This is a genomic window from Arthrobacter sp. JZ12, from assembly GCF_035189165.1.
In the GTDB taxonomy this organism is placed as follows: domain Bacteria; phylum Actinomycetota; class Actinomycetes; order Actinomycetales; family Micrococcaceae; genus Arthrobacter_D.
This window is the reverse complement of record NZ_CP045246.1, coordinates 1,372,536-1,395,720: the sequence shown is the minus strand read 5'-3', so window position 1 is coordinate 1,395,720 and position 23,185 is coordinate 1,372,536. Positions and strand designations below refer to the sequence as shown.

At 64.3% G+C, this 23,185-nt stretch carries 22 protein-coding genes; all 22 read right to left on the bottom strand.

Annotation, left to right across the window (positions count from 1 at the left end; translation table 11 throughout):
• Nucleotides 1-55: 55 nt before the first annotated feature.
• The 22 genes from GC088_RS06495 to dinB all read right to left on the bottom strand — a co-directional run bounded on the left by GC088_RS06495 (nucleotide 56) and on the right by dinB (nucleotide 23,165).
• Nucleotides 56-991 (bottom strand): RluA family pseudouridine synthase, encoded by a 936-nt coding sequence (locus tag GC088_RS06495; protein ID WP_323961501.1) that lies wholly within the window; start codon nucleotides 989-991, stop codon nucleotides 56-58.
• A complete protein-coding gene (gene lspA, locus GC088_RS06490; RefSeq protein WP_323961499.1) occupies nucleotides 975-1,577 on the bottom strand; it encodes a signal peptidase II in 603 nt (200 codons plus the stop codon). The genes GC088_RS06495 and lspA overlap by 17 nt, the downstream gene beginning before the upstream one ends.
• Nucleotides 1,578-1,692: 115 nt before the next feature.
• Nucleotides 1,693-2,355, bottom strand: a complete 663-nt coding sequence (locus GC088_RS06485; RefSeq protein ID WP_323961497.1) for a DivIVA domain-containing protein — start codon at nucleotides 2,353-2,355, stop codon at nucleotides 1,693-1,695.
• Nucleotides 2,356-2,504: 149 nt separating this feature from the next.
• Entirely contained in the window at nucleotides 2,505-2,798 is a 294-nt protein-coding gene (locus tag GC088_RS06480; protein ID WP_323961495.1) for a YggT family protein, read from the bottom strand.
• A 58-nt stretch (nucleotides 2,799-2,856) separates the two neighbouring features.
• The gene (locus tag GC088_RS06475; RefSeq protein ID WP_323961493.1) at nucleotides 2,857-3,372 is read right to left on the bottom strand and encodes a cell division protein SepF; all 516 of its coding nucleotides are present in this window, start codon (nucleotides 3,370-3,372) and stop codon (nucleotides 2,857-2,859) included.
• A gap of 100 nt (nucleotides 3,373-3,472) precedes the next feature.
• Entirely contained in the window at nucleotides 3,473-4,225 is a 753-nt protein-coding gene (locus GC088_RS06470; RefSeq protein WP_323961491.1) for a YggS family pyridoxal phosphate-dependent enzyme, read from the bottom strand.
• Nucleotides 4,218-4,931, bottom strand: coding sequence for a purine nucleoside phosphorylase YfiH/LACC1 family protein (locus GC088_RS06465; protein WP_323961489.1), 714 nt, complete (start codon nucleotides 4,929-4,931; stop codon nucleotides 4,218-4,220). The genes GC088_RS06470 and GC088_RS06465 overlap by 8 nt, the downstream gene beginning before the upstream one ends.
• A gap of 3 nt (nucleotides 4,932-4,934) precedes the next feature.
• Complete coding sequence (gene ftsZ / locus GC088_RS06460; protein ID WP_323961487.1) at nucleotides 4,935-6,137, bottom strand: cell division protein FtsZ; 1,203 nt, start codon at nucleotides 6,135-6,137, stop codon at nucleotides 4,935-4,937.
• 194 nt (nucleotides 6,138-6,331) lie between these two features.
• The gene (locus GC088_RS06455; RefSeq protein WP_323961485.1) at nucleotides 6,332-7,222 is read right to left on the bottom strand and encodes a cell division protein FtsQ/DivIB; all 891 of its coding nucleotides are present in this window, start codon (nucleotides 7,220-7,222) and stop codon (nucleotides 6,332-6,334) included.
• Nucleotides 7,219-8,664, bottom strand: coding sequence for a UDP-N-acetylmuramate--L-alanine ligase (gene murC, locus GC088_RS06450; RefSeq protein ID WP_323961484.1), 1,446 nt, complete (start codon nucleotides 8,662-8,664; stop codon nucleotides 7,219-7,221). The genes GC088_RS06455 and murC overlap by 4 nt, the downstream gene beginning before the upstream one ends.
• Nucleotides 8,661-9,776, bottom strand: coding sequence for an undecaprenyldiphospho-muramoylpentapeptide beta-N-acetylglucosaminyltransferase (murG, locus tag GC088_RS06445; protein WP_323961483.1), 1,116 nt, complete (start codon nucleotides 9,774-9,776; stop codon nucleotides 8,661-8,663). The genes murC and murG overlap by 4 nt, the downstream gene beginning before the upstream one ends.
• Before the next feature lie 17 nt (nucleotides 9,777-9,793).
• On the bottom strand, nucleotides 9,794-11,158 hold the full coding sequence (gene ftsW / locus GC088_RS06440; RefSeq protein ID WP_323961481.1) for a putative lipid II flippase FtsW: 1,365 nt from the start codon (nucleotides 11,156-11,158) through the stop codon (nucleotides 9,794-9,796).
• On the bottom strand, nucleotides 11,159-12,730 hold the full coding sequence (gene murD / locus GC088_RS06435; RefSeq protein ID WP_323961479.1) for a UDP-N-acetylmuramoyl-L-alanine--D-glutamate ligase: 1,572 nt from the start codon (nucleotides 12,728-12,730) through the stop codon (nucleotides 11,159-11,161).
• Entirely contained in the window at nucleotides 12,712-13,815 is a 1,104-nt protein-coding gene (mraY, locus tag GC088_RS06430; RefSeq protein WP_323961477.1) for a phospho-N-acetylmuramoyl-pentapeptide-transferase, read from the bottom strand. The genes murD and mraY overlap by 19 nt, the downstream gene beginning before the upstream one ends.
• Nucleotides 13,812-15,269, bottom strand: coding sequence for a UDP-N-acetylmuramoyl-tripeptide--D-alanyl-D-alanine ligase (locus GC088_RS06425; RefSeq protein ID WP_323961476.1), 1,458 nt, complete (start codon nucleotides 15,267-15,269; stop codon nucleotides 13,812-13,814). The genes mraY and GC088_RS06425 overlap by 4 nt, the downstream gene beginning before the upstream one ends.
• Nucleotides 15,270-15,275: 6 nt before the next feature.
• Nucleotides 15,276-16,877, bottom strand: coding sequence for a UDP-N-acetylmuramoyl-L-alanyl-D-glutamate--2,6-diaminopimelate ligase (locus tag GC088_RS06420; RefSeq protein ID WP_323961974.1), 1,602 nt, complete (start codon nucleotides 16,875-16,877; stop codon nucleotides 15,276-15,278).
• Between the two features lie 57 nt (nucleotides 16,878-16,934).
• The gene (locus GC088_RS06415; RefSeq protein ID WP_323961474.1) at nucleotides 16,935-18,725 is read right to left on the bottom strand and encodes a peptidoglycan D,D-transpeptidase FtsI family protein; all 1,791 of its coding nucleotides are present in this window, start codon (nucleotides 18,723-18,725) and stop codon (nucleotides 16,935-16,937) included.
• Between the two features lie 37 nt (nucleotides 18,726-18,762).
• Nucleotides 18,763-19,428: a cell division protein FtsL gene (locus GC088_RS06410; RefSeq protein WP_323961472.1), complete on the bottom strand. Its 666-nt coding sequence runs from the start codon at nucleotides 19,426-19,428 to the stop codon at nucleotides 18,763-18,765.
• On the bottom strand, nucleotides 19,425-20,417 hold the full coding sequence (rsmH, locus tag GC088_RS06405) for a 16S rRNA (cytosine(1402)-N(4))-methyltransferase RsmH (RefSeq protein WP_323961471.1): 993 nt from the start codon (nucleotides 20,415-20,417) through the stop codon (nucleotides 19,425-19,427). Before rsmH ends, GC088_RS06410 begins: the two co-directional genes overlap by 4 nt.
• 205 nt (nucleotides 20,418-20,622) lie before the next feature.
• Complete coding sequence (gene mraZ, locus GC088_RS06400; RefSeq protein WP_323961470.1) at nucleotides 20,623-21,054, bottom strand: division/cell wall cluster transcriptional repressor MraZ; 432 nt, start codon at nucleotides 21,052-21,054, stop codon at nucleotides 20,623-20,625.
• A 279-nt stretch (nucleotides 21,055-21,333) separates the two neighbouring features.
• Nucleotides 21,334-21,711, bottom strand: coding sequence for an SCO2097 family morphological protein (locus tag GC088_RS06395; RefSeq protein ID WP_323961469.1), 378 nt, complete (start codon nucleotides 21,709-21,711; stop codon nucleotides 21,334-21,336).
• A 212-nt stretch (nucleotides 21,712-21,923) separates the two neighbouring features.
• Nucleotides 21,924-23,165 carry a DNA polymerase IV gene (gene dinB / locus GC088_RS06390; protein WP_323961467.1) on the bottom strand — a complete coding sequence of 414 codons (1,242 nt, stop codon included), beginning with the start codon at nucleotides 23,163-23,165 and terminating at the stop codon, nucleotides 21,924-21,926.
• Nucleotides 23,166-23,185 lie beyond the last annotated feature (20 nt).

The window sequence follows — 23,185 nt, the reverse complement described above, 5'->3', positions numbered from 1 at the left end:
CCATTCTACCGAGCAGCTCCCCCGGCATCCGGACCGGACACCCGGGTGTCGCCCTCTAGACCGTCCCGCTGCCGAGGGCGTCGAGTGCGTACTGCAGGTCCATGGGGAACCTGCTCTCCACCGTCACCCGCTCACCGCTGCGGGGATGGTCAAACGACAGGAGGCTCGCATGCAGCCACTGCCGGGTCAGTCCGAGCTCTGCGGCGAGCCGCGGATCTGCCCCATAGGTCAGGTCGCCCGCGCACGGGTGGCGCAGCGCGGAAAAATGCACGCGGATCTGGTGCGTCCGCCCGGTTTCCAACCGGACCTTGACCAGACTCGCTTTTCCGAAGGCCTCGACCACCGAGTAGTGCGTGACGGATGGACGTCCATCCTCCAGAACGGCGAATTTCCAGTCATGAGCCGGATGACGGCCGATCGGTGCGTCGATGGTGCCCTCGAGCGGATCCGGCAGACCCTGCACAAGGGCGTGATACTGCTTTTCCACAGTACGTTCACGGAAAGCCTGCTTGAGGACCGTGTAGGCGTGCTCCGACTTGGCGACCACCATGGCCCCGGAGGTTCCGACGTCGAGCCGGTGCACAATGCCAACCCGCTCGGGCGCCCCGGACGTGGAGATCCGGTAGCCCGCGGCCGCCAAAGCGCCCACGACGGTTGGGCCTACCCAGCCCGGTGAGGGATGCGCCGCCACACCTACGGGCTTGTCGATCACTACAAAATCTTCGTCGTCGAGCAGGATTTCCATCCCGTCGACCGGCTCGGCCACGATCGCCAGCGGGTCGGCTTCTTCCGGTACGACGACGGTAAGCCGGCTCCCAGCCACGGCCTTCACCGACTTCTGCACGGCAGCACCGTCCATGGTCACGTAGCCGGCGCTGCACCAAGCGGCCGCGGCAGAACGTGACGCACCGGTCAACTGGGCAAGGACGGCATCCATCCGCTGGCCGGCAGCGGACTCGGGGACATCGAAGGTGCTAGGGGCGTTCGTCATTGTCCACTCCGGCGCCGTCGGTGGCCGCTTCATCCTCGTTGCTGCGCCTGCCGTCCAGGCCCACACCGCGCAGGGTGAGCAGGCAGATCAGAACCACACCGCTGACCACCGCGCTGTCCGCGATGTTGAAGATGGCGAAGTTTGGAAGCGCGATGAAATCGACAACATGGCCCTGGCCGAACGCAGGCTCACGGAACAGCCTGTCCGTCAGATTTCCAAGCGCACCGCCCAGCACCAGTCCGAGCGCAACGGCCCAGCCCCAGGAAGCTACCTTCCGGATCTGCGTGATGATCGCCGCCGAGACCAGGACCATGATGATTGTGAAGACCCAGGTGATCTCCGTACCGATCGAGAAAGCAGCACCCGAGTTTCGAATGAAGTGCCAGCTCAGCAGCGGAGGAAACACCTCCGTGATCTGACCCTCTTCCATGGTCGAGACAACCCAGATCTTGGTGAGCTGGTCGAAGATGTAGGCGACCACGGTACATGTGAGAAGAACCAGGGCATAACGGGCCCCGATGCGCTTCCCGTGCCGCGCATGTGCGCGGCCGGAGTCCGGACTGGATGCGGGCGGTTGCTCGGTCATGGTGCTTTCGGTTGTGTTGCGCCGGATCGGCGTCGAGGATGGCTCACTTCCAGAGTACGTCAGAGGCCAGCCACCGGAAGAAACCGGTGGCTGGCCTCATGAACGTGGCTGGTGACTAGGCGTCAGCCGTCTCGGCTGCCAGCGAACCGCGGGAGTCGAGGTCACGCAACTGGCCTTCGATGTAGGCCTTGAGCCGCGAGCGGTAGTCACGCTCAAAGCTGCGGAGCTGCTCAACCTTGCGTTCGAGGACGGCCTTCTGCTGCTCCAGTGCGCCCAGAATCTTGCGGCTCTTCTCCTGGGCGTCATTGACGAGGCCGCTTGCCTCGATCTGCGCCTCGGCGATGATCTTGTCGCGCTGCTCGACGCCTGCATTCACGTACTCATCGTGCAGCTTCTGTGCCATGGCGAGGACTCCGGCGGCCGATTCCGCGGTTCCGGCATGCTGGTTGGCAACCGGGGCAGGTGCGGGAGCAGGAGCAGGAGCCGGGCGCTCCTCAACCTTCGGAGCCTCAACCTTGGGCTCTTCCGGCTTCTTCTCCTCGCGCACCTCTTCAGTCTGGGTGCTGGCAGCAACCGGAGCCGGAACGGCAGTGTTCTGCACGGTGCCGGACGACGCCTCGGAAAGCTGGCGGCGAAGGTCGTCGTTCTCCTGGTTCAGGCGGCGAAGTTCGACGACGATTTCGTCGAGGAAGTCGTCCACCTCGTCCTGGTCGTAACCCTCACGGAACTTGGTGGGCTGAAACCGCTTGTTGACAACATCTTCTGGCGTCAGGGCCATCTGGTCACCTCATGTGGATTAGTCGAAGCGGCCTGTCGAGCAGACCTGACAACGGTACCGATTTGTGGACGTGTTCGGGGAGGTCCCCTCCTGCATCACACCAATATGTGATTCAGCGTATATCTTTTAGGTCTCGAAAACTAACCGGCTCAACCGACGGCGAGACCGCCGACGATCGACTTCAAAATGGCAACCGCGAGGAAGACCACAATGAAGGCGAGGTCGAGCGCAACACCACCGAGCCGAAGCGGGGGAACCAGTCGCCGGAAAAGCTTGATGGGCGGATCCGTAACCGCGTACACCAGCGAAGCAAGCACGAGGGCCAGCCTCCGTGGCCGCCAGCTTCGGGCGAACATCTGGACCGCGTCGTAGACGATGCGAATGATCAGCGCCAGCTGGAAAAGCATCAGCACCAGGTAGATCAGGGCGAAGACCAAGCTCACGTGCGGGTTCCAGTCCTCTGGCAGCTAAGGGAAACAGTTAGCAATAACAGTAACTGCGTCAGCTCTGATTGAAGAAACTGCTCTGCCCGTCGCTCGCCTTCTGGTCTTCCCCGAGGACCTCAATGTAGGACGGTGAGAGCAGGAACACCTTGTTGGTGACGCGCTCGATCGACCCGTGCAGGCCGAAGACCAGGCCTGCGGAGAAATCAACCAGCCGCTTGGCGTCGGATTCCCCCATGTCGGTGACGTTCATGATGACCGGGATACCGTCACGGAAGCTCTCACCGATCACTTTCGCATCGTTGTACGAACGCGGGTGCACCGTGGTGATCTGCCGGAGGGACGCGGAATCCTCCCGAGCCGACTGTGCTCGCTTGATGGGGGTGACCGGAGCGCGGTATTCCTCGGGAGCAGCCTTTGTTACAGGCGCGGCCTCGACATGGCGTTCGTCACGGTCGTAGTCCACGGAGTAATCCTCATTCCTGCTGTTTGCTGTCTTGGGCTCGGGCTCGTAGTGCTCGTCACCGTCGGCGAGCCCAAGGTAGATCATTGTCTTGCGCAGTGCGCCAGCCATGGTTGCTCCTGTCATTCCTTCGTCATGCGAGGTGTCGTGCAGCGTCTTGTGCAAGTAATTCCATCAGCGCCTTTCAGCGCCCGCAGTTACAGCTCAGACGCTACCCCACGGGAGGGCGGGCACCGAGGACATCTGAACCGATACGCAGGTGTGTCGCACCGGCAGCCACTGCTTCCTCAAGGTCACCGCTCATGCCGGCCGAAATCGCCGCGGCATCGGGAAATCGAGCCTTCACCTCAGCCGAGATGTCCGCGAGGCGGCCGAACGCCTCACGGGCAACACCTCCAAGCGGGGCCACGGCCATCACCCCCGCTATGCGAAGGTGAGGAGCTGCGTCGATAGCGGCCGCCAGGTCCTGTACTTCTTCCGGCCGCGCACCGCCCCGACCTGGGGCAGCATTCGGATCCAGGTTCACCTGAACGAAGCAGTCAAGGAGCTCCCGGGGCCGCAGTTCCTCCGACGCCTCCCCGGCTCCCCCGCGTTCAGCCTCGCGCTGTGCAGCCTTCTGGAGGGCATCAACCAGACCCATCCGGTCAACGGAATGAACAGAATGCGCGTATGAAACCACGGACCGTGCCTTGTTGGACTGGAGTTGTCCGATGAAATGCCACCGCAGACTGCGATCACCAACGCTGGATGCTTTTTCCGAAGCCTCCTGATCGCGGTTCTCACCGACGTCCCTGACACCGAGTTCGGCGAGCAGCCGCACGTCGCTGGCCGGAAAGAACTTGGTCACAACGATGAGGGATGGACGGCCGGTACGTCCGCAAGCCGCCATAGCCGCGTCGATCCGTTCGTTGACACGCCGAAGATTCGCCTCGAGCTCCCCGCGCCGCTGCGATCCCTCAGCCACTGAACCACACGAGTCCGGCCATCCTGCCTTCCGGACGACCCTGGGGCACAGCACGGTGCGAGAACAGGCGCTCGTTCTCGAGGCTGCAGAGGTCGTTGCCCTCAGCGATGGAGCCCACTTCCACGCCTGCGTCCTCCAGCTGGCTTCGGACGCCGGCCGGCAAATCGAGCGAAGGCGCCCCCCAGCTGGTGGTGCCGTAAGCGGCAGGAACTTCGCGCACCACCTGTTCCCGCATGTCGGCGGGAACCTCGTAGCAACGCCCGCAAATTGATGGACCCACCCAGGCCGACAGGGAGACTGCTCCGGCTTCGCGCATGCGGGTAACCGTCCTGGCGACAATATTGCCCTGGACACCGAGCCTTCCGGCATGCACGGCGGCGGTCACCGGTTCCCCGTTCCCTTTCTGCCCGACAAGGATCACAGGTACGCAGTCCGCTACCATCACCGCGAGTGGGAGCGATCCGTCGGAGCTGACCAGCGCATCTGCTTCCGGCGTCCCATCTCCGGCGTCGGCCACGGTGGTTGAATGAATCTGCTTCATGAACCGCAGGGATCCGGGCGCAACGCCAAGCGCAGTTTCCAGCGTCCTCCGGTGGAGAGCGACGGCCTCCGGGTGGTCACCGACGCGGGTCGCGAGGTTTCCCGCGGTCCGATCGGTGAAGGCCACCCGGACACCCGGCGCCACCGTCGACGTCCAGAAGAACACCGGTTACTTCAGGAAGTCGGGAACGTCCAGGTCGTCGGAGCGGCCGGCAGCATAGTCCGGCTCGACAACCGCAGGCAGATCGACGTCGAACCCGGCGTCGCCTGGCACGTCGTTGCGGCTACCCCCGGAGGAGTGCTGGGACCAGCCGCCGTAGCCGGCGCCTACTGCCGCAGTCTGCGGCGCGGGAACCTGCTGCTCCCGGCCGATTGCCGGTGCAGCTGCCGGCTTGGCTGCGGGGGCGGCCGGCTGTGAGGTGGCGTCAACCTGGTCGAACCCGGCGGCGATCACGGTGACACGGGCCTCGTCCCCGAGAGCGTCGTCGATCACTGCACCGAAGATGATGTTGGCCTCGGGGTGGGCAACTTCCTGCACCAATCGCGCGGCTTCGTTTATCTCGAAGAGACCCAGATCGGAACCGCCCTGAATGGACAGCAGGACTCCGTGGGCACCGTCAATTGAGGCTTCGAGGAGCGGGGAGGCAATTGCAAGCTCGGCGGCCTTGACCGCCCGGTCCTCGCCCCGCGCCGAACCGATGCCCATAAGCGCGGATCCAGCTCCCTGCATCACGGACTTCACGTCGGCGAAGTCCAGGTTGATCAGACCCGGCGTAGTGATGAGGTCGGTAATACCCTGGACACCCGAGAGCAGCACCTGGTCGGCCGAGCGGAACGCGTCCAGCATGGAGACGTTGCGGTCGCTGATCGACAGGAGGCGATCATTAGGGATCACGATGAGGGTGTCGACTTCATCCCGCAGCGTGTCGATGCCGCTCTCTGCCTGGTTGGAGCGACGGCGGCCCTCGAAGGTGAACGGGCGGGTGACCACACCGATGGTCAGTGCTCCGAGGGACCGCGCGATCCGCGCGACAACCGGCGCACCGCCGGTTCCGGTACCGCCGCCCTCGCCGGCCGTCACGAATACCATGTCAGCGCCGCGGAGGACCTCTTCAATTTCTTCCGCGTGGTCTTCTGCGGCCTTGCGGCCAACCTCCGGATCAGCGCCGGCTCCGAGTCCGCGGGTAAGCTCACGACCGACATCAAGCTTGACGTCAGCATCGCTCATGAGAAGGGCCTGCGCGTCGGTGTTGATCGCGATGAACTCCACGCCTCGCAGGCCAACTTCGATCATCCGGTTGACGGCGTTCACGCCACCGCCGCCGATGCCGACGACCTTGATGACGGCCAAGTAATTCTGCGGTGCTGCCACGTCCTGTGTCCCTTGTTCGATCTGTGCGCTGGTTGGTTTTGTCTGATTGGTCTGTAGGGCTGGGGTTCCAACCTTCAACCTGACGAACATTTACCTTCAGGTTGAGGGTTAACGTTATGTCAAGTAGTTTCTTACTGAGACGCTAGGTGTCACGCCACGCGCATGCAATGACCGTCGCCGCGTGTCGGGAAAGTTCATCGCGTCACCGGTCTGGATGGCGTACTGACGTCATAAACCTTGACCGGTAAGTCCTTCTCGGTGAGCATGGCGGCGATTACCTTCGCCTTGGCCTGGTTCTGCTCCGCGCTCCCCCAGAAGATCGTCTTGCCGTCCGTCAGCTTCAGCTCCACGGAATCGATAGAGCTTGCCGAAGCGTGAACAAGCCGCTCGCGAATCTCAGCCGGCAGAGAGGCGAGCACGTCGGTGATCGACGAAAAGACTGCGCTGTTGACCGCGTTGGTGCCGCCGTCGATCAACGGCAGCGACGCGGATTCGCGTTTCGCGACGGTGGAGAGCTGCCGGCCTTCGGGGTCAATGAGGATGAACTTGCCGCCGCTCTCAAGGACAGCAACCGGCGTGCGCTCGTGCACCGTTACGATTAGCGTGGACGGCGGTGAGGCCGCAACGGACACGTCTTCAACGGGTGGGAAATCGGCAAGCAGCGCGCGGACCCCATCCTCCCCCACCTGGGTCAGTGACTGGCCGACCAGGGGGGCGAGCGCGGCCGAAACCTGATCCTCGGGTACCAGCCGGTTTCCCTGCACTTCGATGTTCCGCACTGCCAGGGCCGGCGACAGGACGAGGAACGCAAGCAGCCCCGCAACCGCAAGCACGGTCGTAACGACGCCGATCAGCCACCAGCGACGCCGACGTCGTCCCGGAGGTTCCGGAAAGGCAAGCACCGTGCCGGATTGTTCACGGTCCAGCAACGCAACGGGTGTCTCCCGATGTGCTGTGATGGTTTCAGGCGCGGGATCCTCATGGGTGCGCCGAGCCGGCACCAGCTTTGTTGCGCTGATCGTTTCGGGTGCGTCGGGCGTTGGCCTACTGCCGTTCCCCGGCCGGCGCGGCGGCCGCCGCGTCACCGGGAGTCCCCGTCCCCGGCCAGCAAGTCGACCAGCAAGGGGCCGAATCGCGTAACGTCGCCCGCCCCGACAGTGAGGATGATGTCTCCGCGCTCGGCGGTCCCAGCTATTGATCGCAGCGCTTCCTCGGCATCCGGGGCATGGCCGCCGGGAACCGTCAGCCGGTCGCTGATCAGCCTGCTGGTAACGCCTTCCACCGGATCTTCCCGCGCAGCGTAGATATCCAGGACGTGGACTGAATCAGCAAGCGAAAGAGCCGCGGCGAATTCTTCCGCGAACTCCATCGTGCGCGAGAAAAGGTGCGGCTGGAAGAGGACATGCACCCGGTGCTCGCCCGCAACAGTCCGTGCGGCCGCCAGAGCCGCTGCCACCTCGGTGGGGTGGTGGGCGTAATCGTCGAAGACGCGGATGCCCCGGGATTCGCCCTTGGCCTCGAAACGGCGGGCGGCACCGGAAAAGGTTGCCAGTCCGGCGGCGGCAGCAGCCGGATCGATGCCGAGCTCGAGGCCTACGGCGAAAGCGGCCGCAGCGTTGAGGACATTGTGCCGTCCGGGCACTCCGAGCTGGAGCTCCTGCTGGCTGTCCAGTCCGTCCAGGGTGAAGGACAGAAGGCTGTTCGACGTGCTCCCAAGCGCCCGTGTGTTGCTGATGCGTATATCGGCGCCGTCCCCATAGCCGTAGGTTCGGACGCGCCGGGTCGCTGCCGTCCGCTCCGCCAGAGCTGCGGCGCCGGCGTCGTCGTGACAGGTGACCAGCACGCCGTCGTCAGCGGGCAGGAGCGCAGCAAAGCTGTCGAAGGACTGGAAAACCGCCTCAGCGGAGCCGTAGTGATCAAGGTGATCGGCCTCGACGTTGGTGACGACCCCGATTCGGGGCCGGTAGTTGAGGAATGATCCATCGGACTCATCTGCCTCTGCCACGAAAACATCGCCCTCGGCCCACTCGGCGTTGACGCCCAGCGCAGCAACGTCACCCCCGATAGCGAAGGAGGGCTTCGCCCCGGCACTTTGCAACATCACGGTGATCATCGCCGTCGTGGTGGTTTTGCCATGGGTGCCCGCGACCGCGATCACTTCCCGTCCGCTCATCGCCGCGGCCAGGGCCTCCGAGCGGTGCAGGATGCGCAGTCCGCGGGACCTCGCTTCCTGAAGCTCGGGGTTGGTCTCGCGGATGGCGCTGGAGACGACGACTGTGTCAGCGTCGCCAAGGTTGGCGGCGTCGTGTCCTACATGCACGCGCGCACCGAGGGACGAAAGCGCCTGGAGACCCCGCGAGTCCGCGGCATCCGATCCGGACACTGACACAGAGCGGCCGAGGAGTACTCGAGCAACGGCCGACATGCCCGCTCCGCCCAGACCGATGAAATGCACCCGTCCGAGGGGTTCAAGTTCCGGCTGTCCTGCGTGCTCCGGGTGTCCTGCGTGATTCATGCTGTTGCTCATGCGCGTCCTCCGGCGGCTTCGAGAATCAGGTTGGCCATCTGGACATCGGCGTCTCGCACGCCAAGGGACGCTGCCGCAGCCGACATCGCGGCGAGGCGGTCCGGATCACCCAGTAGGGGAAGCGCTTCGGAGAGCAGCCATTCGCGTGTGAGGCGGGCGTCCTCGACCAGCACCGCGGCTCCGGCCTCAACAAGGCCCGCGGCATTGAGCCGCTGCTCACCGTTGCCATGCGGCAACGGGACCAGTACGGAGGGAAGTCCGACGGCGGCGACCTCGCAGACGGTCGCTGCACCGGCTCGTGCGAGCAGGAGGTCCGCCGCGGCGTAAACCTTTTCCATGCCGTCCACGTACTCAATCTGCCGGTAGCCCGGCGCTTCAAGGAGTCGACCGTCGGGCGTGGTCACCTGCTTCCCACGGCCCGTGATGTGGAGGACCTGGACATCACGGCCGTCCTCGGCGATCCTCGGCGCCGCCGACGCAACAGCGCGGTTGATGCTGGCGGCGCCGGACGACCCACCCGTAACAATGAGCGTGGGAAGGTTCGGGTCAAGTCCCAGCTCCGCCCGCGCTTCTTCCCGCTGCTGCACCCGATTGAGGCCTGATATCTCGGTGCGCATGGGCATACCCACCCACTTCTCCTCCGGCAGGCCGGTGCCGGGGAACGCGACGGCAACCGAGCGGGCGATTCGGGCACCGATCCGGTTGGCGAGGCCGGCCCTGGCATTCGCTTCGTGGATGACCACCGGGATCTTCCGGATCCAGGCGGCCAGGTACAGCGGGGTGGAAACATACCCGCCAACACCCACGACGACGTCGGCCGATTCCGCGTCGATGATCGCCAACGCCTGCCGCACCGCCCGTACTAGGCGGACCGGCAGCTTGATGAGGTCGATCGACGGCCGGCGGGGCATCGGGACCCTTTCGATTGTCTCCAGGCGGAAACCCGCAGCAGGAACCAGCCGGGTCTCCATTCCGGCCGCCGTTCCTACGGCGGTGATGCGTGCGTCGGGCCGGGCTGCTGCAACTGCGCGCGCAATCGCAAGCAGTGGGCTGATGTGGCCTGCAGTCCCTCCGCCGGCAAGGACAACGGACAGGGCAGCGGATTCAGTCACTGGGTTCTCTTGGTCTTTCACTTGGTTGGAACTGCCTCTGGATCGTTCCGGAGGGCGTCAGGAACGGCTGGCGGCATTCGCCGCGCGAAGGCCAGCAGGACCCCGACGGCGGCGAGGGTGAACGTGAGAGCCGAGCCGCCGTAGGAGATGAACGGCAGCGGCACTCCGATCACCGGAAGGATGCCGGTGACCATGCCGATGTTCACGAATGCCTGGCCGATGAGCCAGACAAGGATTGAACCCAGGAGGATCCGGACGAAAGGGTCTGTGTACCGGCGGGCGACACGCAAGGTGGCAACGGCCAGGATGCCGAACAGCGTGATGACAACCAGCGTGCCGATCAGCCCGAACTCCTCGCCGATGATGGCGAAGATGAAGTCGTTATGGGCTTCGGGAATCCAGTTCCACTTTTGGCGGCTTTGCCCGATTCCCACCCCCCACCAGCCTCCGGACGCCAGGGCGAACAGGCCCTGGTTCGTCTGGAAACAAGGGTCGGAAGCGCTATCGCAGTTCAGCCGGAGCCAGGCCTGGATACGCGTGCTGCGGGTGCTGTTCAGCAGGATCGCACTGAAAGCTGCTGCGGTGAGGAATGCGCCTGTCACCAGAAACATCTTGATCGGTGCACCGGCGAAGAAGAGTGCTGCGGTCAGGACCATCGTGAGGATGATGGCCGTACCGAGGTCGCCTCCGATCACCACGAGACCGATAACCAGTCCGCCGAACGGAAACAGTACGGGCACAAGGACATGCTTCCAGTTGCGGATCAGGCCCCGCTTGCGTTCGAGAACCGTGGCGCTCCAGAGGGCAAGCGCAAGCTTCGCCGGTTCCGAGGGCTGCATGGTGAAGCCGCCGATCTCGATCCAGTTCTGGTTACCGTTGATTTCCTTGCCGATGATCAGCACCAGAACCAGAAGGACCACGGCGATTCCCAGGCCGAGCCACGCAAGGCTCTTGAACACGCGGGGACCGAACCGGGACAGGATGAACATCAGCAGCAGGCCGCCGACAGCCCACATGCCCTGCTTGAGGAAAAGGTCAAAGGCGGTGACGCCGCTTTCAACCGCATCGCCTTCAGCCGCGGCCGCGGCGATAGATTCCACCGACGATGCCGAGAGCACCATCATCAGGCCGATTGCCGTGAGCGCGAGGGTGGCTCCGAGAATCATGTAGTAGCTTGAACCGCTGCTGTGTCTCTCCGACCCTTCCAGGAAGTGCCACACCCGGACAAACAGTCCGAGGAAGCCCTTCCGCTGCGGTCGGACGGCGGTGGCTGCTGTGGCGCCCTGCGGCGCCGAATCGGCCGGGACCGTACCGTCGGTCCGCGAGGAGTACTGGCGCATCGCCGGTTTCCGGCGCGGGTGCCGGGTTGGCGTGCTGGCCATTTACAACTCCTTAGCGGTGAATCCCTGCCCCTCCACGATTCCGCGTACCGCCTCAATGAAGGCGGCACCCCGGTGGGCGTAGGAAGGAAACTGGTCCATCGAGGCGGCTGCCGGCGCCATGAGCACGGCGTCGCCGTCCGCCGCCAGGCGCAGCGCTTCGGTAACCGCAGCGCGCATGGCCTGGACGCCGTCCAACTCCGTGTCCTGGGACAGCTGCTCGTCCTTACCAGTGTGACCTGTGGCCAGGTCGATCACCGGAACATCCGGCGCGTGTCGGCGCAGGGCGGATCCAAGGTCGGTACTGTCCCTGCCGATAAGGACTACCGCCCGGAAGCGGCTTGCGTTGTCGCGGACAAGATCCGTGTAGTCCACTCCCTTGGACAGTCCGCCCGCGATCCAGACCACTGAGTGGAACGAGGACAGCGATGCATGGGCGGCATGAGGATTGGTGGCCTTGGAATCGTTGATCCAGAGCACTCCGTCCCGCGCTGCCACCAGCTCGATACGGTGTCCGGACGGTCGATAGTTGCGGATTCCCTCACGAACGGCGGCAGCCGGTACTCCAGCCGCCCGAACCAGTGCTGCAGCCGCCAGCGCGTTGGCCACGAGATGGCGGGGAACCACGTCGCCCAGGTCTGAGACCGACGCCAGTTCGGCTGCGGAATCCCTGCGCTGCTCGATGTATGCGCGGTCCACGAGCAGGTCGTCCACGACGCCAAGCATGCTGATCGACGGTGTGTTGGTGGTGAAGCCGATGGCGCGGCAGCCCTCCTGGACATCGGCTTCCTCGACCATCCGCTCGGTTGCCGGCGCCTCGACGTTGTACACGCAGGCCACCTTGGTGTTCTCATACACCTTCGCCTTGTCAGCGCGGTAGCCTTCGAACCCACCGTGCCAGTCCATGTGGTCCTCGGCGAGGTTCAGGCAAACACTCGCCAGCGGAGCAATGCTGGAACTCCAGTGCAGTTGGAAGCTTGAAAGCTCGACGGCGATGACGTCGTAGCCCTGCGGGTCCCGGATCGCATCCAATAACGGGGTGCCGACGTTTCCGGCGGCTATAGCGCGCAGACCGGCAGCGCGGAGCATCGACTCGGCGAGGGTCACCGTCGTCGTCTTTCCGTTCGTTCCGGTGATGGTGAGCCATTCAGCTGTCGGGCGGCCTTCGCGAATCCGTACCCGCCATGCCAGTTCCACGTCGCCCCAGATGGGGATACCGGCAGACGCAGCAGCTGCAAGCAGGGGCTGGTTAGGGCGCCATCCCGGCGAAGTGACCACCAACTCGGGAGTCTGGCCATCGATCTCCGGGAGCTGCTCGGCGGCGCCGCCCCCGAGCAGCACGTCAACCGCTCCGACAATTCGAAGGGTGTCCGCCTTCGCCCGCGTCTCCTCGGAATCCGTGGAGTCGCACACCACCACGCGGGCACCGAGCTCGATCAGCGTGTCAGCCGCCGAGAAACCCGAGAGACCGATCCCGGCGACGACGACGCGGAGTCCCTTCCAGTCGGCGTCCCAGGAGGTCAGATTCTCCAGGCGCCCGGAAGCGTCGGAACCAGTCACAGCAGCACAACCCATTCAGCGTAGAAAATTCCCAGGGCAACGGCGACGAACAGGCCGGCCAGCACCCAGAAGCGGACAACCACCGTTACCTCTTGCCACCCCTTCAGCTCGAAGTGGTGCTGGAGGGGCGCCATCTTGAACACCCGTTTGCCGCCTGAGAGCTTGAAGAAGCCCACCTGAATGATGACGGACAGGGTGATCATGACGAACAGGCCCGCCATGATGACCAGGAGAAGCTGGGTGCGGGACAGGATGGCGAACCCGGCGATAGCGCCGCCGATTGCCAGGGAACCGGTGTCGCCCATGAAGATTTTGGCGGGAGAGGTATTCCACCAGAGGAATCCAACCAGGGCACCGCACATGGCTCCCGCAATGAGCGCAAGATCCAGTGGGTCGCGGACTTCGTAGCAGATGTTCGCAGGCACGTCGGGTGAAGCGCAGCGCTGGTTGAACTGCCAGATACCCATCAGCATGTAGGCGCCGAAAACGAAGACCGAAGCACCGGTGGCAAGCCCGTCGAGCCCATCCGTGAGGTTCACGCCGTTGGTTGCCGCCGTGATGATCAGGTTTGACCAGAGAACAAACAGGATGGCTCCGATGACGGAACCTGCGAAGGCCAGGTCGAAGGCGGTATCGCGAACGAATGAGATTGCCGTTGATGCGGGCGTCCGGCCGTTCTCATCGGGGAAGTTCAGCGCCAGGATGGCGAAAGTGACGCCGACCGCTGTCTGGCCGACGATCTTCGCGGGCGCGCTGAGCCCGAGGCTGCGCTGCTTGGAGATCTTGATGTAATCGTCGAAGAACCCAACGAGGCCCATGCCCACTGTCACCATGAGGAGCAGCAGCCCTGAAACGGTGGGGCCGTCGGAGACACCCGCGGCGGTCATGATCAGGTGCGTCGCGAAGTAGGCAAGGACAACCGAACCGATGATGACGGCCCCGCCCATAGTGGGCGTGCCGCGCTTGGTGTGGTGCGCGGTAGGCCCATCGTCGCGGATGAACTGGCCATAACCCTGGCGCACCAGGATACGGATGAACAGCGGGGTACCGACGAGTGCAAGAACCAGGGCGGAGGCTGAGGCAATCAGCAGCGTGATCACAGCGAAAGTCCCCCTGGGTGATTGTTCGACGAGGTTGCTAAACGATCACCCAGGTGGCGCAGACCCGCGCCGTTGGATGACTTCACCAGAACGAGGTCGCCCGGCTCCAGCTCGCGGTCGAGAATTCCCTCAGCCTCGCTGACATCGCTGACAAAGACAGCCTCGTCTCCCCAGGACCCTTCGAGGACTGCTCCGGTATGCATTGCGCGCGCGCCTTCACCGACCACGATCAGCTTGGAGATATTCAGGCGAACCACAACCCGGCCGAGCGCGTCATGGGCAGACACTGAGTCCTCGCCGAGTTCAAGCATTTCTCCGAGAACCGCCCAGGTGCGGCGTCCGCGGCCCAGTTCGGCCAGCGTTGCGAGGGCTGCCCGCATCGATTCGGGGTTTGCGTTGTAGGCGTCGTTGATGACCGTGACGCCGTCGGGCCTGTCGGTGCGCTCCATGCGCCAACGGCTTACCGCGCGCGCGCCGGAGAGCGCGGACGCAATCCGCTCTCCCGGCACGCCGAGGACGTGCGCTGCTGTCGCCGCCGCAAGCAGGTTGGCAACGTGGTGCCGGCCGATCAGGAGCGATCGCACCTGATGCCGTCCGCCGTCGGGAAGCACCAGCGTGAAGCATGGGTTGCCCTCGACCGACAGGCTCACGTCTTCCGCTCGCACGGCAGTGCCTGCGGTTCCGAAGGTCGGGTCCTCTGTGAACCAGACTGTGGGAGCCTGGGTCATCTCCGACATGGCCGCAACGCGGGCATCGTCGCCGTTGAGGATGGCCACCCCGTCCCGGCTCAGTGACCGGGGCAGTTCCGACTTGGCTTCCGCAATCCGCTCCACTCCCCCGAATTCGCCCGCGTGGGCCGAGCCGACGCAGAGAACGATTCCGAGGTCAGGACGCACCATGGAGGTCAGATACTCAATGTGTCCGACGCCGGTCGCCCCCATCTCGATAACGAGGTAACGGGTTCCGTACTCGGCTGAGAAGACAGTCAGCGGAACACCGATCTCGCCGTTGTAGGAGCCGATCGGGGCTACGGTGGGACCCTCCTCCTGGAGGATCTGCGCCAGCACGTCCTTGGTTGTGGTCTTGCCTGCGGACCCGGTGATGCCGATGACAGTCAGGGGCGAGTGCTCCCTCAGGCGACGCACAACTTCCGCTGCAAGCTTGCCCATTGCTTCCACTGCATCCGGTACGACGACGGCGGGATACTCGTTGCCCGCATCATCCGTCACCGGGCGCTCCACGAGGGCGAGGACCGCGCCGTTGGCGAAGGCACCCGCTACGAAGTGATGGCCGTCGGTTGCCTCTCCCGGCTTCGCGATGAATAGGCCTCCCGGCAGGCTCTCCCGGGAGTCGGTGGTCGCGGAACTGACTACCCGGGACGGCTCCTGCTGAGCCGGGCCCGAAAGTACTCCGCCGGTGATCGCCGCGATGTCGGCTGCACTGAGTTCAATCATGACGATCTAGGACTCTATCCTGTTGCCGGGAAGCGCAGAGAATCCATGCCGTGTCAATGCCGCGGCCAGTTCCACGCGGTCGTCGAGGGGCAGGTTCACGCCCTTGACCTCCTGCCAGACCTCGTGCCCGCGGCCTGCTACCAGGACGACGTCGCCCTCCCGCGCAAGTGCCACAGCCCGGTCGATCGCAGCTGCCCGGGGAAAGATTTCCAGGATCTCGCAGTGCAGGTTTTCGTCCTTCTGCGCTTTCAGCGCACCCTCCAGTACCCCCGCGCGAATGACGGCGTCATCCTCGTCGTGGGGGTCGTCGTCGGTGACAATGACCACGTCGGCGCGCCGGGCGGCGGTGGCTCCCATGATCGGGCGCTTCGAGATATCCCGCTGTCCGGTCGCGCCGAAAACCACCAGCACCCTCGAGTCGCTACCCTGCACCCGGACCGACTCAAGGGTCAGCGCCAGTGCGTCGGGGTTATGGGCGAAATCGACGATGGCAGCGGGCCTTTCACCGACCAACTGCATCCTGCCCGGCACCTGCGTGGTGAAGGGATCGTGGCCATCCGCTGCCTGCTGCAGCTCGTCTGCGTCTACTCCCGATGCGAGGACCATGACGGCCGCCAACGCCGCGTTGGCCACATTGAACGTACCCGGCAGGCCGCAACGAAGGCGTAGGCGAACGCCGTCGGGCCCGCAGAGCGTGAAGGCGTGGCCCAGGCCGTCCCGCACGAGGTCCACGACCTTCCAGTCCGCCGGGCCGGTCCCGGCCACGGACAGTGTCAGAACCTCAACGTCCGTTTCAGCGGCGAGTCGTCGCCCCCACGGATCGTCCACGGTCACGACGGCGCGGACGGCCCGGTCCGAGCGGAAGAGCGCCGCCTTGGCCGCGTAGTACTCTTCCATGCTTCCATGCAGATCCAGGTGGTCCTGCGTGAGGTTTGTGAAACCGACGACATCGAAACGCACCCCGTCGACCCGCCGGTACTCGATCGCATGGGAGGACACCTCCATTGCAGCTGCGTCAATGCCCCGCTCCCGCATGAGTCCGAGAATGCCATGCACCTGCGGCGACTCCGGTGTGGTGAGGATCGACGGGATCGCCATGTCACCGGCGCGGATTTCTATGGTTCCGATCAGACCGGTGCTGCGCCCCAGCGCCGAGCTCAGCGCGTTGAGGAAGTAGGTGGTTGTGGTCTTGCCGTTGGTGCCGGTGACACCGTAGAGAACGGGCTTGCCCGTTGCGGGCTGGCTCTCGAAGACGACGCCGGCAAGTGGGCCCACGTAATCGCGCACCGGTGATGCGCGGTACAGGGGAACGCTCGACCCACCGAGCGCAGCGGAAGCGGCGGGCACGCCGTCGTCGTCGGTGAGGACTGCCGCAGCCCCGGCTGCCACAGCCTGTGCGGTGAAATCGGCACCGTGGCGCCCCGTTCCGGGAACGGCGATGTAGAGGTCTCCCGGCACTACCTGCCGGGAATCAATGGTGACCCCGGAGACGAGGGTGGAAGCGCCGTCGTTCTCGGCCGAAGCCACCGAAACAGGGGCTGGAAGCGAGGACGGCAACGAAGCCAGGACGTCATCGAGACGGCGCGGTACGACTGTTGCCGGCCGCATGCGCGCGGCGACAGCTGACTGTTCATTTGTGGACACGGTGAGAGCCTGCTCTGCGGATCAGTAGACGACCGGGTAAACCTCAGGCTTACCGGTCGAGGGCGGGACGTTGTTCGAGTTCAGAACGTGCTTCATGACCTTCTGGAAGGATTCCCCCGGAACCAGATAGTACAGGTCCCCCTGGGGTCGCTGCAGGGTCACCACGACCACGTACTGCGGGTCTTCGATCGGCGCGATGCCCGCGTAGGACAGGGTATAACCGTCGTAGCCGCCTGATGCTCCGGGCGCCTCCGCGGTACCCGTCTTGGCTCCCACGCGGTACTCCTCGAGGGCACCCGAAGCACCCGATCCCTCCACGGTGACCGTCTCAAGCATTTTCTGGAGCTTGCCCGCCGTGTCCTCGGAAACCACCCGGGTACCCTCCGCCTGGGGCACCTTGTGCTCGGTGCCGTCCGGATCGATATACGCGTCAATGAGGCGGGGCTGCAGGCGTACGCCGTCGTTGGCGACAGTCTGATAAACCATGGCGGTATGCAGTGCGGTCTGGGCAAGGCCCTGCCCGAAGAGCACGGTGTACTGCTGCCTCTCGTCCCAGGAATCGGGAGTGGGCAGGATACCGGCGGTCTCACCGTTCAGGCCCACGTTGAGGGGTTCGCCGATTCCGAACTTCCGCAGCCAGTCATAGCGTTCCTGCTTGGTGAGCTGCTCGCCGATCATGACCGTGCCGGTGTTCATGGACTTGGCGAACACACCCGCGGCTGTGCGCTTCTCGGTGCCGTGCTCGAAGGCGTCCTTGAACGTCTGGCCGTCCACGGTGTAGGTGGGAGGGGTCTCGAAGCGGCTGGTCGGCTCGATGATGCCCTGCTCAAGCCCGGCTGCCATGGTTATCAGCTTGGTGGTGGAACCGGGCTCGAACGCAGCGGTGACCGAAAGCGGCTCACGGAACTTCGGATCGGTTGCGGCGTAGTCGTTCGGATCGGGCGTCGTGGATTCGGCCATCGCCTTGATGGCGCCGGTCTTGGCTTCGACCACCACGATGTTTCCCCACTCGGCGTTGTAATCCTGGACCTGGGCCGCGATTGTCTGCTGCGCGAAGTACTGAAGGTCCTGATCAATGGTGGTACGGACCGACTGCCCGTCCTCGGCCGGGACATCCTCGTTGGTGGCATACGGGATACGGATACCGTCGCCGCCGATCTCGAAGGTCCGGCTTCCGGCGGTTCCCGTGAGCTGCTCGTCCTGGGTCAGCTCAAGCCCGCTGAGCGGGCGTCCGTCACCGCTCATGAACCCGAGGATGGAACCGGCAACAGCACCGGATGGGTAGGTGCGCACCGTGGTGGGGTCGGCGTACACCCCCGGCATTCCTACGGCAAGGACCCGATTCCGCACTTCAGGGGTAACGGAGCGCGCCACGAAGGCAAACTTCGCGTCGCCAAGGATCGCTTCCTTCAGGGCGGCAACATCCTGACCGAGAATCGCCGAGAGTTCCTGGAAGCCCTGCTCCATCGGGATGCCCTCGACACGCTCGTCGGTCTCCGCGTCATACCTGTCGAAGGTTTCACCTCCGCTGAGCGTCTGGTCCACCACGATGTCATAGCGCTGGACGGTGTGTGCCAGTTCGTTGCCCTCGTCGTCCAGAATGCTGCCGCGCAGCGCGGGCACTTCCTGCGTGACCAACCGCTTGTTGAGCCCGGCCTGGGCCATACCGTCGAAATCCAGGGCCTGCACCTGGAACAGCCGCACGCCGAGCACCAGGAGCAGGATCAGCACGAAGGCCAACCCCACACGGAGCCTCGTGGCTCCGAGCGCGACCCGAAGTGATTCGTGGTTGGGGTTCTCGGCAGGTGCCACCGTGGTTTCCTCGTTGCGTTCGGTTGACTGCTGTCTCTTACTGTCCGGGCGTTGCCTGCTGCGGCGCGGGGATGGATCCGCCGCCTTCCGCCGGCTTCTCCGCCGGTGCGGATTCTGAAGCAGCGGACACCGCCGGCACCTCCTCGACCGCGGGTGCGCTCACGGCGGGCTCTGGCGAATCAGCCACCGGCTCCGAAACGGGAGGCAGCGGGCTGGGCAGGCTCACCGCGGGTGCGGGCACAAAAGCTTGCGGAGCATCTGACTCCTTGGCGGGCTCCGGACTTCCGGTAACTGTTTTCGAATCTACATCAATGGTTCCGAATGTCGGGGAGGTAACCATGTCGAGTTCATGAGCTGCCGCGGCCAGATTCTGCGGCGCGCGGAGGTCCTCGAGCTGCTGGGCAAGCGCCTCGTTTTCCTCACTGAGCGCAGCTTCCTCACCACGCATCGAAACAAGCTCGTACTGCCTGCTCGAAACCGAAATGTTGAGCATAAGGACCACGACAAGCGCGGCTACCAGCGCAGCCATTGAGAACACTGCGAAGGGAACCCGGCCGCGCGTCGGAGGGGCCGGTACAAGCGACAGTGGGGTTCGCCGTCGTTCCCGCTCCGGGTGCTGCACCGCAGGCTGACGCAGGGCACGGGCGGTGTTGCCTGCCACGGCGAGTGCGGCGGCGTGTACGCTCTGCTGCATCTGGCTCATCGTGCTTTCCTGTCTGTAGTGCGTGTTCCGGTTCGTTCAACTGCCCTGAGCTTGGCTGAAGCCGCTCGCGGGTTCTCGGCTATTTCCTCGTCGGTGGGGGCTTCGGTTCCCCTGGTCAACGTCCTCAGGTACGGACGGTGCTCCTCCAGCTCAACGGGGAAACCGACCGGCGCCGAGGACTTTGTTCCCGCGGTGAAGGCCGCCTTGACGATCTTGTCCTCAAGAGAGTGGTAGGACATGACCACAACGCGTCCCTGCACTGCGATGGCATCAATGGCTGCCGGGATTGCCCGGGTGAGCACGGAGAGTTCTTCATTGACCTCGATGCGCAGGGCCTGGAAGGTCCGCTTGGCGGGGTGGCCGCCTGAACGGGCTGCTCCAGCGGGAACCACGGAGCGAATCACATCAACCAGTTCTCCGGTGGTCGTGAAGGGTTTGCTTCGCCGTGCAGCCGCAATTGCTGAGGCGATCCGTCCAGCGAACTTCTCTTCTCCCCACATGCGGATGATCCGGAGCAGCTCATCCTCGGCATAGGTGTTCACAACGTCGGCTGCGGTTTGACCCCTACTGGTGTCCATACGCATGTCGAGGGGAGCGTCGTAAGAATAGGCAAATCCGCGCTCACGCTCATCAAGCTGTAGTGACGAGACACCTAGGTCGAACAGAACGCCGGATACCCGGCTGATGCCGAGGTCTTCGAGCACGGAGGAAATTTCGTCGTACACCGCGTGCACCAGATCGATGCGGTTCTGGAACGGCGAAAGCCTCTCACCGGCCAGCCGGAGTGCCTGCTGGTCCCGGTCGATTCCAACCAGGTGCAGATTGCTGAACCGCTTCAGTAGGGCTTCGGAATGCCCGCCCATGCCGAGGGTGGCGTCGACGACGACTGCGTCATCTCCCGCTGCCTCGATTGCGGGTGCTAGCAGGTTGATGCACCGATTCAGGAGAACGGGGATATGCCGTTCCTCGGTTGGGCGCTCCTCCCCCATGTACCCGCTCCTTCTGCCGTTTCCTGCAGACTGCATGCCTGCTGAGGACGATGCGCCGGTTCTTGGATCAGATCCCCATCCGCTCCTGACTGCCGGCCTGCCTGACTCCGGGGAAGGTGAGTCAGGTAGCGGCCGCCGGGCGGCTGGAGGTCTCATCCGAGAACGAAGCGCTGTGCTGTTGTATCGATGAGGGTGACCGCAGGAATCAGATGATCCCCGGCAGCGCATCCTCGTCAGTTTCGGAGAAGGCAGTTTCCTTCTCTTCGAGGTAGGCATTCCATGCGTTGGCATCCCAGATCTCGGCCCGGTTTCCCGCGCCGATAACTGCCAGTTCCCGGTCCAGCCCCGCGTAGGTCCGCAGCGCCGGCGGGATAGTTACCCTGCCCTGCTTGTCCGGAACCTCGTCAGAGGCACCGGACAGGAATACCCGAATGTAGTCACGAGCCTGGCGCGAGGAGATTGGCGCCTCCCGCATCTGTTCGTGAATCTTCTCGAACTCCCGCTGACTAAAAACGTAGATGCAGCGCTCCTGCCCCCTGGTCAGTACCAGCCCGTCACTCAGTTCGTCTCGGAACTTCGCCGGGAGGATCAACCGCCCCTTTTCGTCCAACCGGGGCGAGTGTGTTCCGAGGAACATCTGCCACCGCCTGTCGGTCCGGGAGAGCCAAGCGCCACCACGCTCTTATGTCCTCCACTTTACTCCACATCGCTCCCCCGTCAACGTGAACAGGGGTGTTTCGAGGCATGGTTTCCCTCAGGATTTCCCTAATTTCCGCGGGAGAACGGACGTGGTGGAAAGTGGAGGAATTTCGGCGTCGGAAGGAGCGCTCACACCTCCGGCGGGCCTTAAAACACCCAGGGCCCGCCATCCGGCGGGCCCTGGGGTGGAAAGTGGAGGGCAGTGATTGGTACGGCGCTAGGGCTGATCCCTCTTACGTTCGTCCCATTTCTCTTCGAGACTGCTGAAGAAACTGCCCCGCGGCGAACTCGAAGCCTTGGGTGTTTTGCCCGACCTAGGGACAGCGCCGTCCAGCTTGGCCTTCGTGGTGGCGTAATAAACGCCGGCGCCCATGAGCAGGAAACCTGCTACCCCAACGGGGATGAACTGGTTCCAGATTCCCAGTAGCAGAACCGCGAGACCCGCAACGGTCACGAGCGATCCCAGAACAATACGACGGGTTGACATCGATCGCGTTGTACTCGATGCCATGGAGTTGGCGAACTTGGGATCATCGGCATGAAGCTGTTGTTCCAACTGGTCAAGCAGCCGCTGCTCGTGCTCCGAGAGTGCCATCACTGCCTCCTTGCTACTAATACCGAATCCCTCAAACCCAACAACGAGTTCAGCCGGGAACAAGTTCCCGGCTGCTGCCGCTGCGGGTTACCGCTGCAGCCCTTCGAAAGTGGGCGGGTCAAACTGCTTGATCCCTACCAATAAGGATAGATTGCAATGACGCCAAGCGAAAGCTGCACGGGTTGCTCCGACCGGCTGTCTGGCCCGGAATTTCAGCGATCTGGGGACGGTATGGACGAGCCGCTGCCACCGGCCTCGGGCGGGCGCCGGAGCAGCCTCGCGGGCCGCAGCATGGAGGCCCCGAACTTTCCGTTCACCCTGTCGAGTGCCGCCTCCGCGAGCCGCCAGTTGTCGTCCTGACGATCGATGGTGAGCTGTTGAACGCCATCAGCGGACTCGAGTCGCTCAGCGCGGATGCCGATGAGCCGGACGCTCATCGGCCGGTCGCCGAGCGCCTCGAGCAGTTGGCGGACAGCGCCGTACAGGGCGTGGGCACTATCCACAGGTTCAGCCAGCCGGCGCGATCGCGTGATGGTCGAAAAGTCCGCGTAGCGCAATTTCAGGGACACTCCCCCTGCTCGCAGAGCCGCAGACCGTAGCCGGGCAGCCGTCCGGTGGGAGAGCCGGAGGAGCTCGGCGAAGAGAACGTCGTCGTCGGCCACGTCAGCGGCAAAGGTCTCCTCTGCTCCGATGCTCTTTTCCTGGCGCGTCACTGTGACCGGCCTTGGATCCTCGCCCCAGGCAAGCCGATGCACATGGGTGCCCGTCGCACCCAGCACCCGCTGAAGAACGGACACCGGCGTCCGCGCCACATCCTCGACCGTCCGTATCCCAAGCCTGGCGAGAATATCCTGTGTTTTCGATCCCACTCCCCATAGCGCGGACACCGGCAGGGTGTGCAGGTACTCGACTGTGCGGTCCGCCGGGATGAGCAGCAGTCCGTCCGGTTTTGCCCGGGTGGAGGCGATTTTGGCGACAAACTTGGTCGAGGCGATTCCCACACTCGCCGTGATGCCGAGTTCGCGGTGGATGGTGGAGCGGATCTGCTCGCCGATCGCCCTTGGGGAGCCCAACCGGCGAAGAGAGCCGCGAACATCAAGAAAAGCCTCGTCTACGCTCAACGGCTCCACCACAGGTGTGACCCTGCCGAAGATTTCCATCACCGCCCTGGACACCTCGGCGTACTTGCTGTGATGCGGTTCGACAATGACCGCCTGCGGACAGAGGCGCAGCGCGGTGGACATCGGCATCGCTGAGCGGACTCCGAAGCGCCGGGCCTCATAAGACGCAGACAGTACAACGGAGCGGCCCGAAGGCGAACCTGCAATAACAGGCCTGCCGCGAAGTTCGGGCCGGGTCAGCAACTCCACGGACACGTAAAAAGCGTCCATATCCACGTGCAGGATAGTGCACTCCGCGTCCTCTACTCCCGCGGTGCTGGAACGGGCGGGCATGGATTCATCCTAGCCCCCGG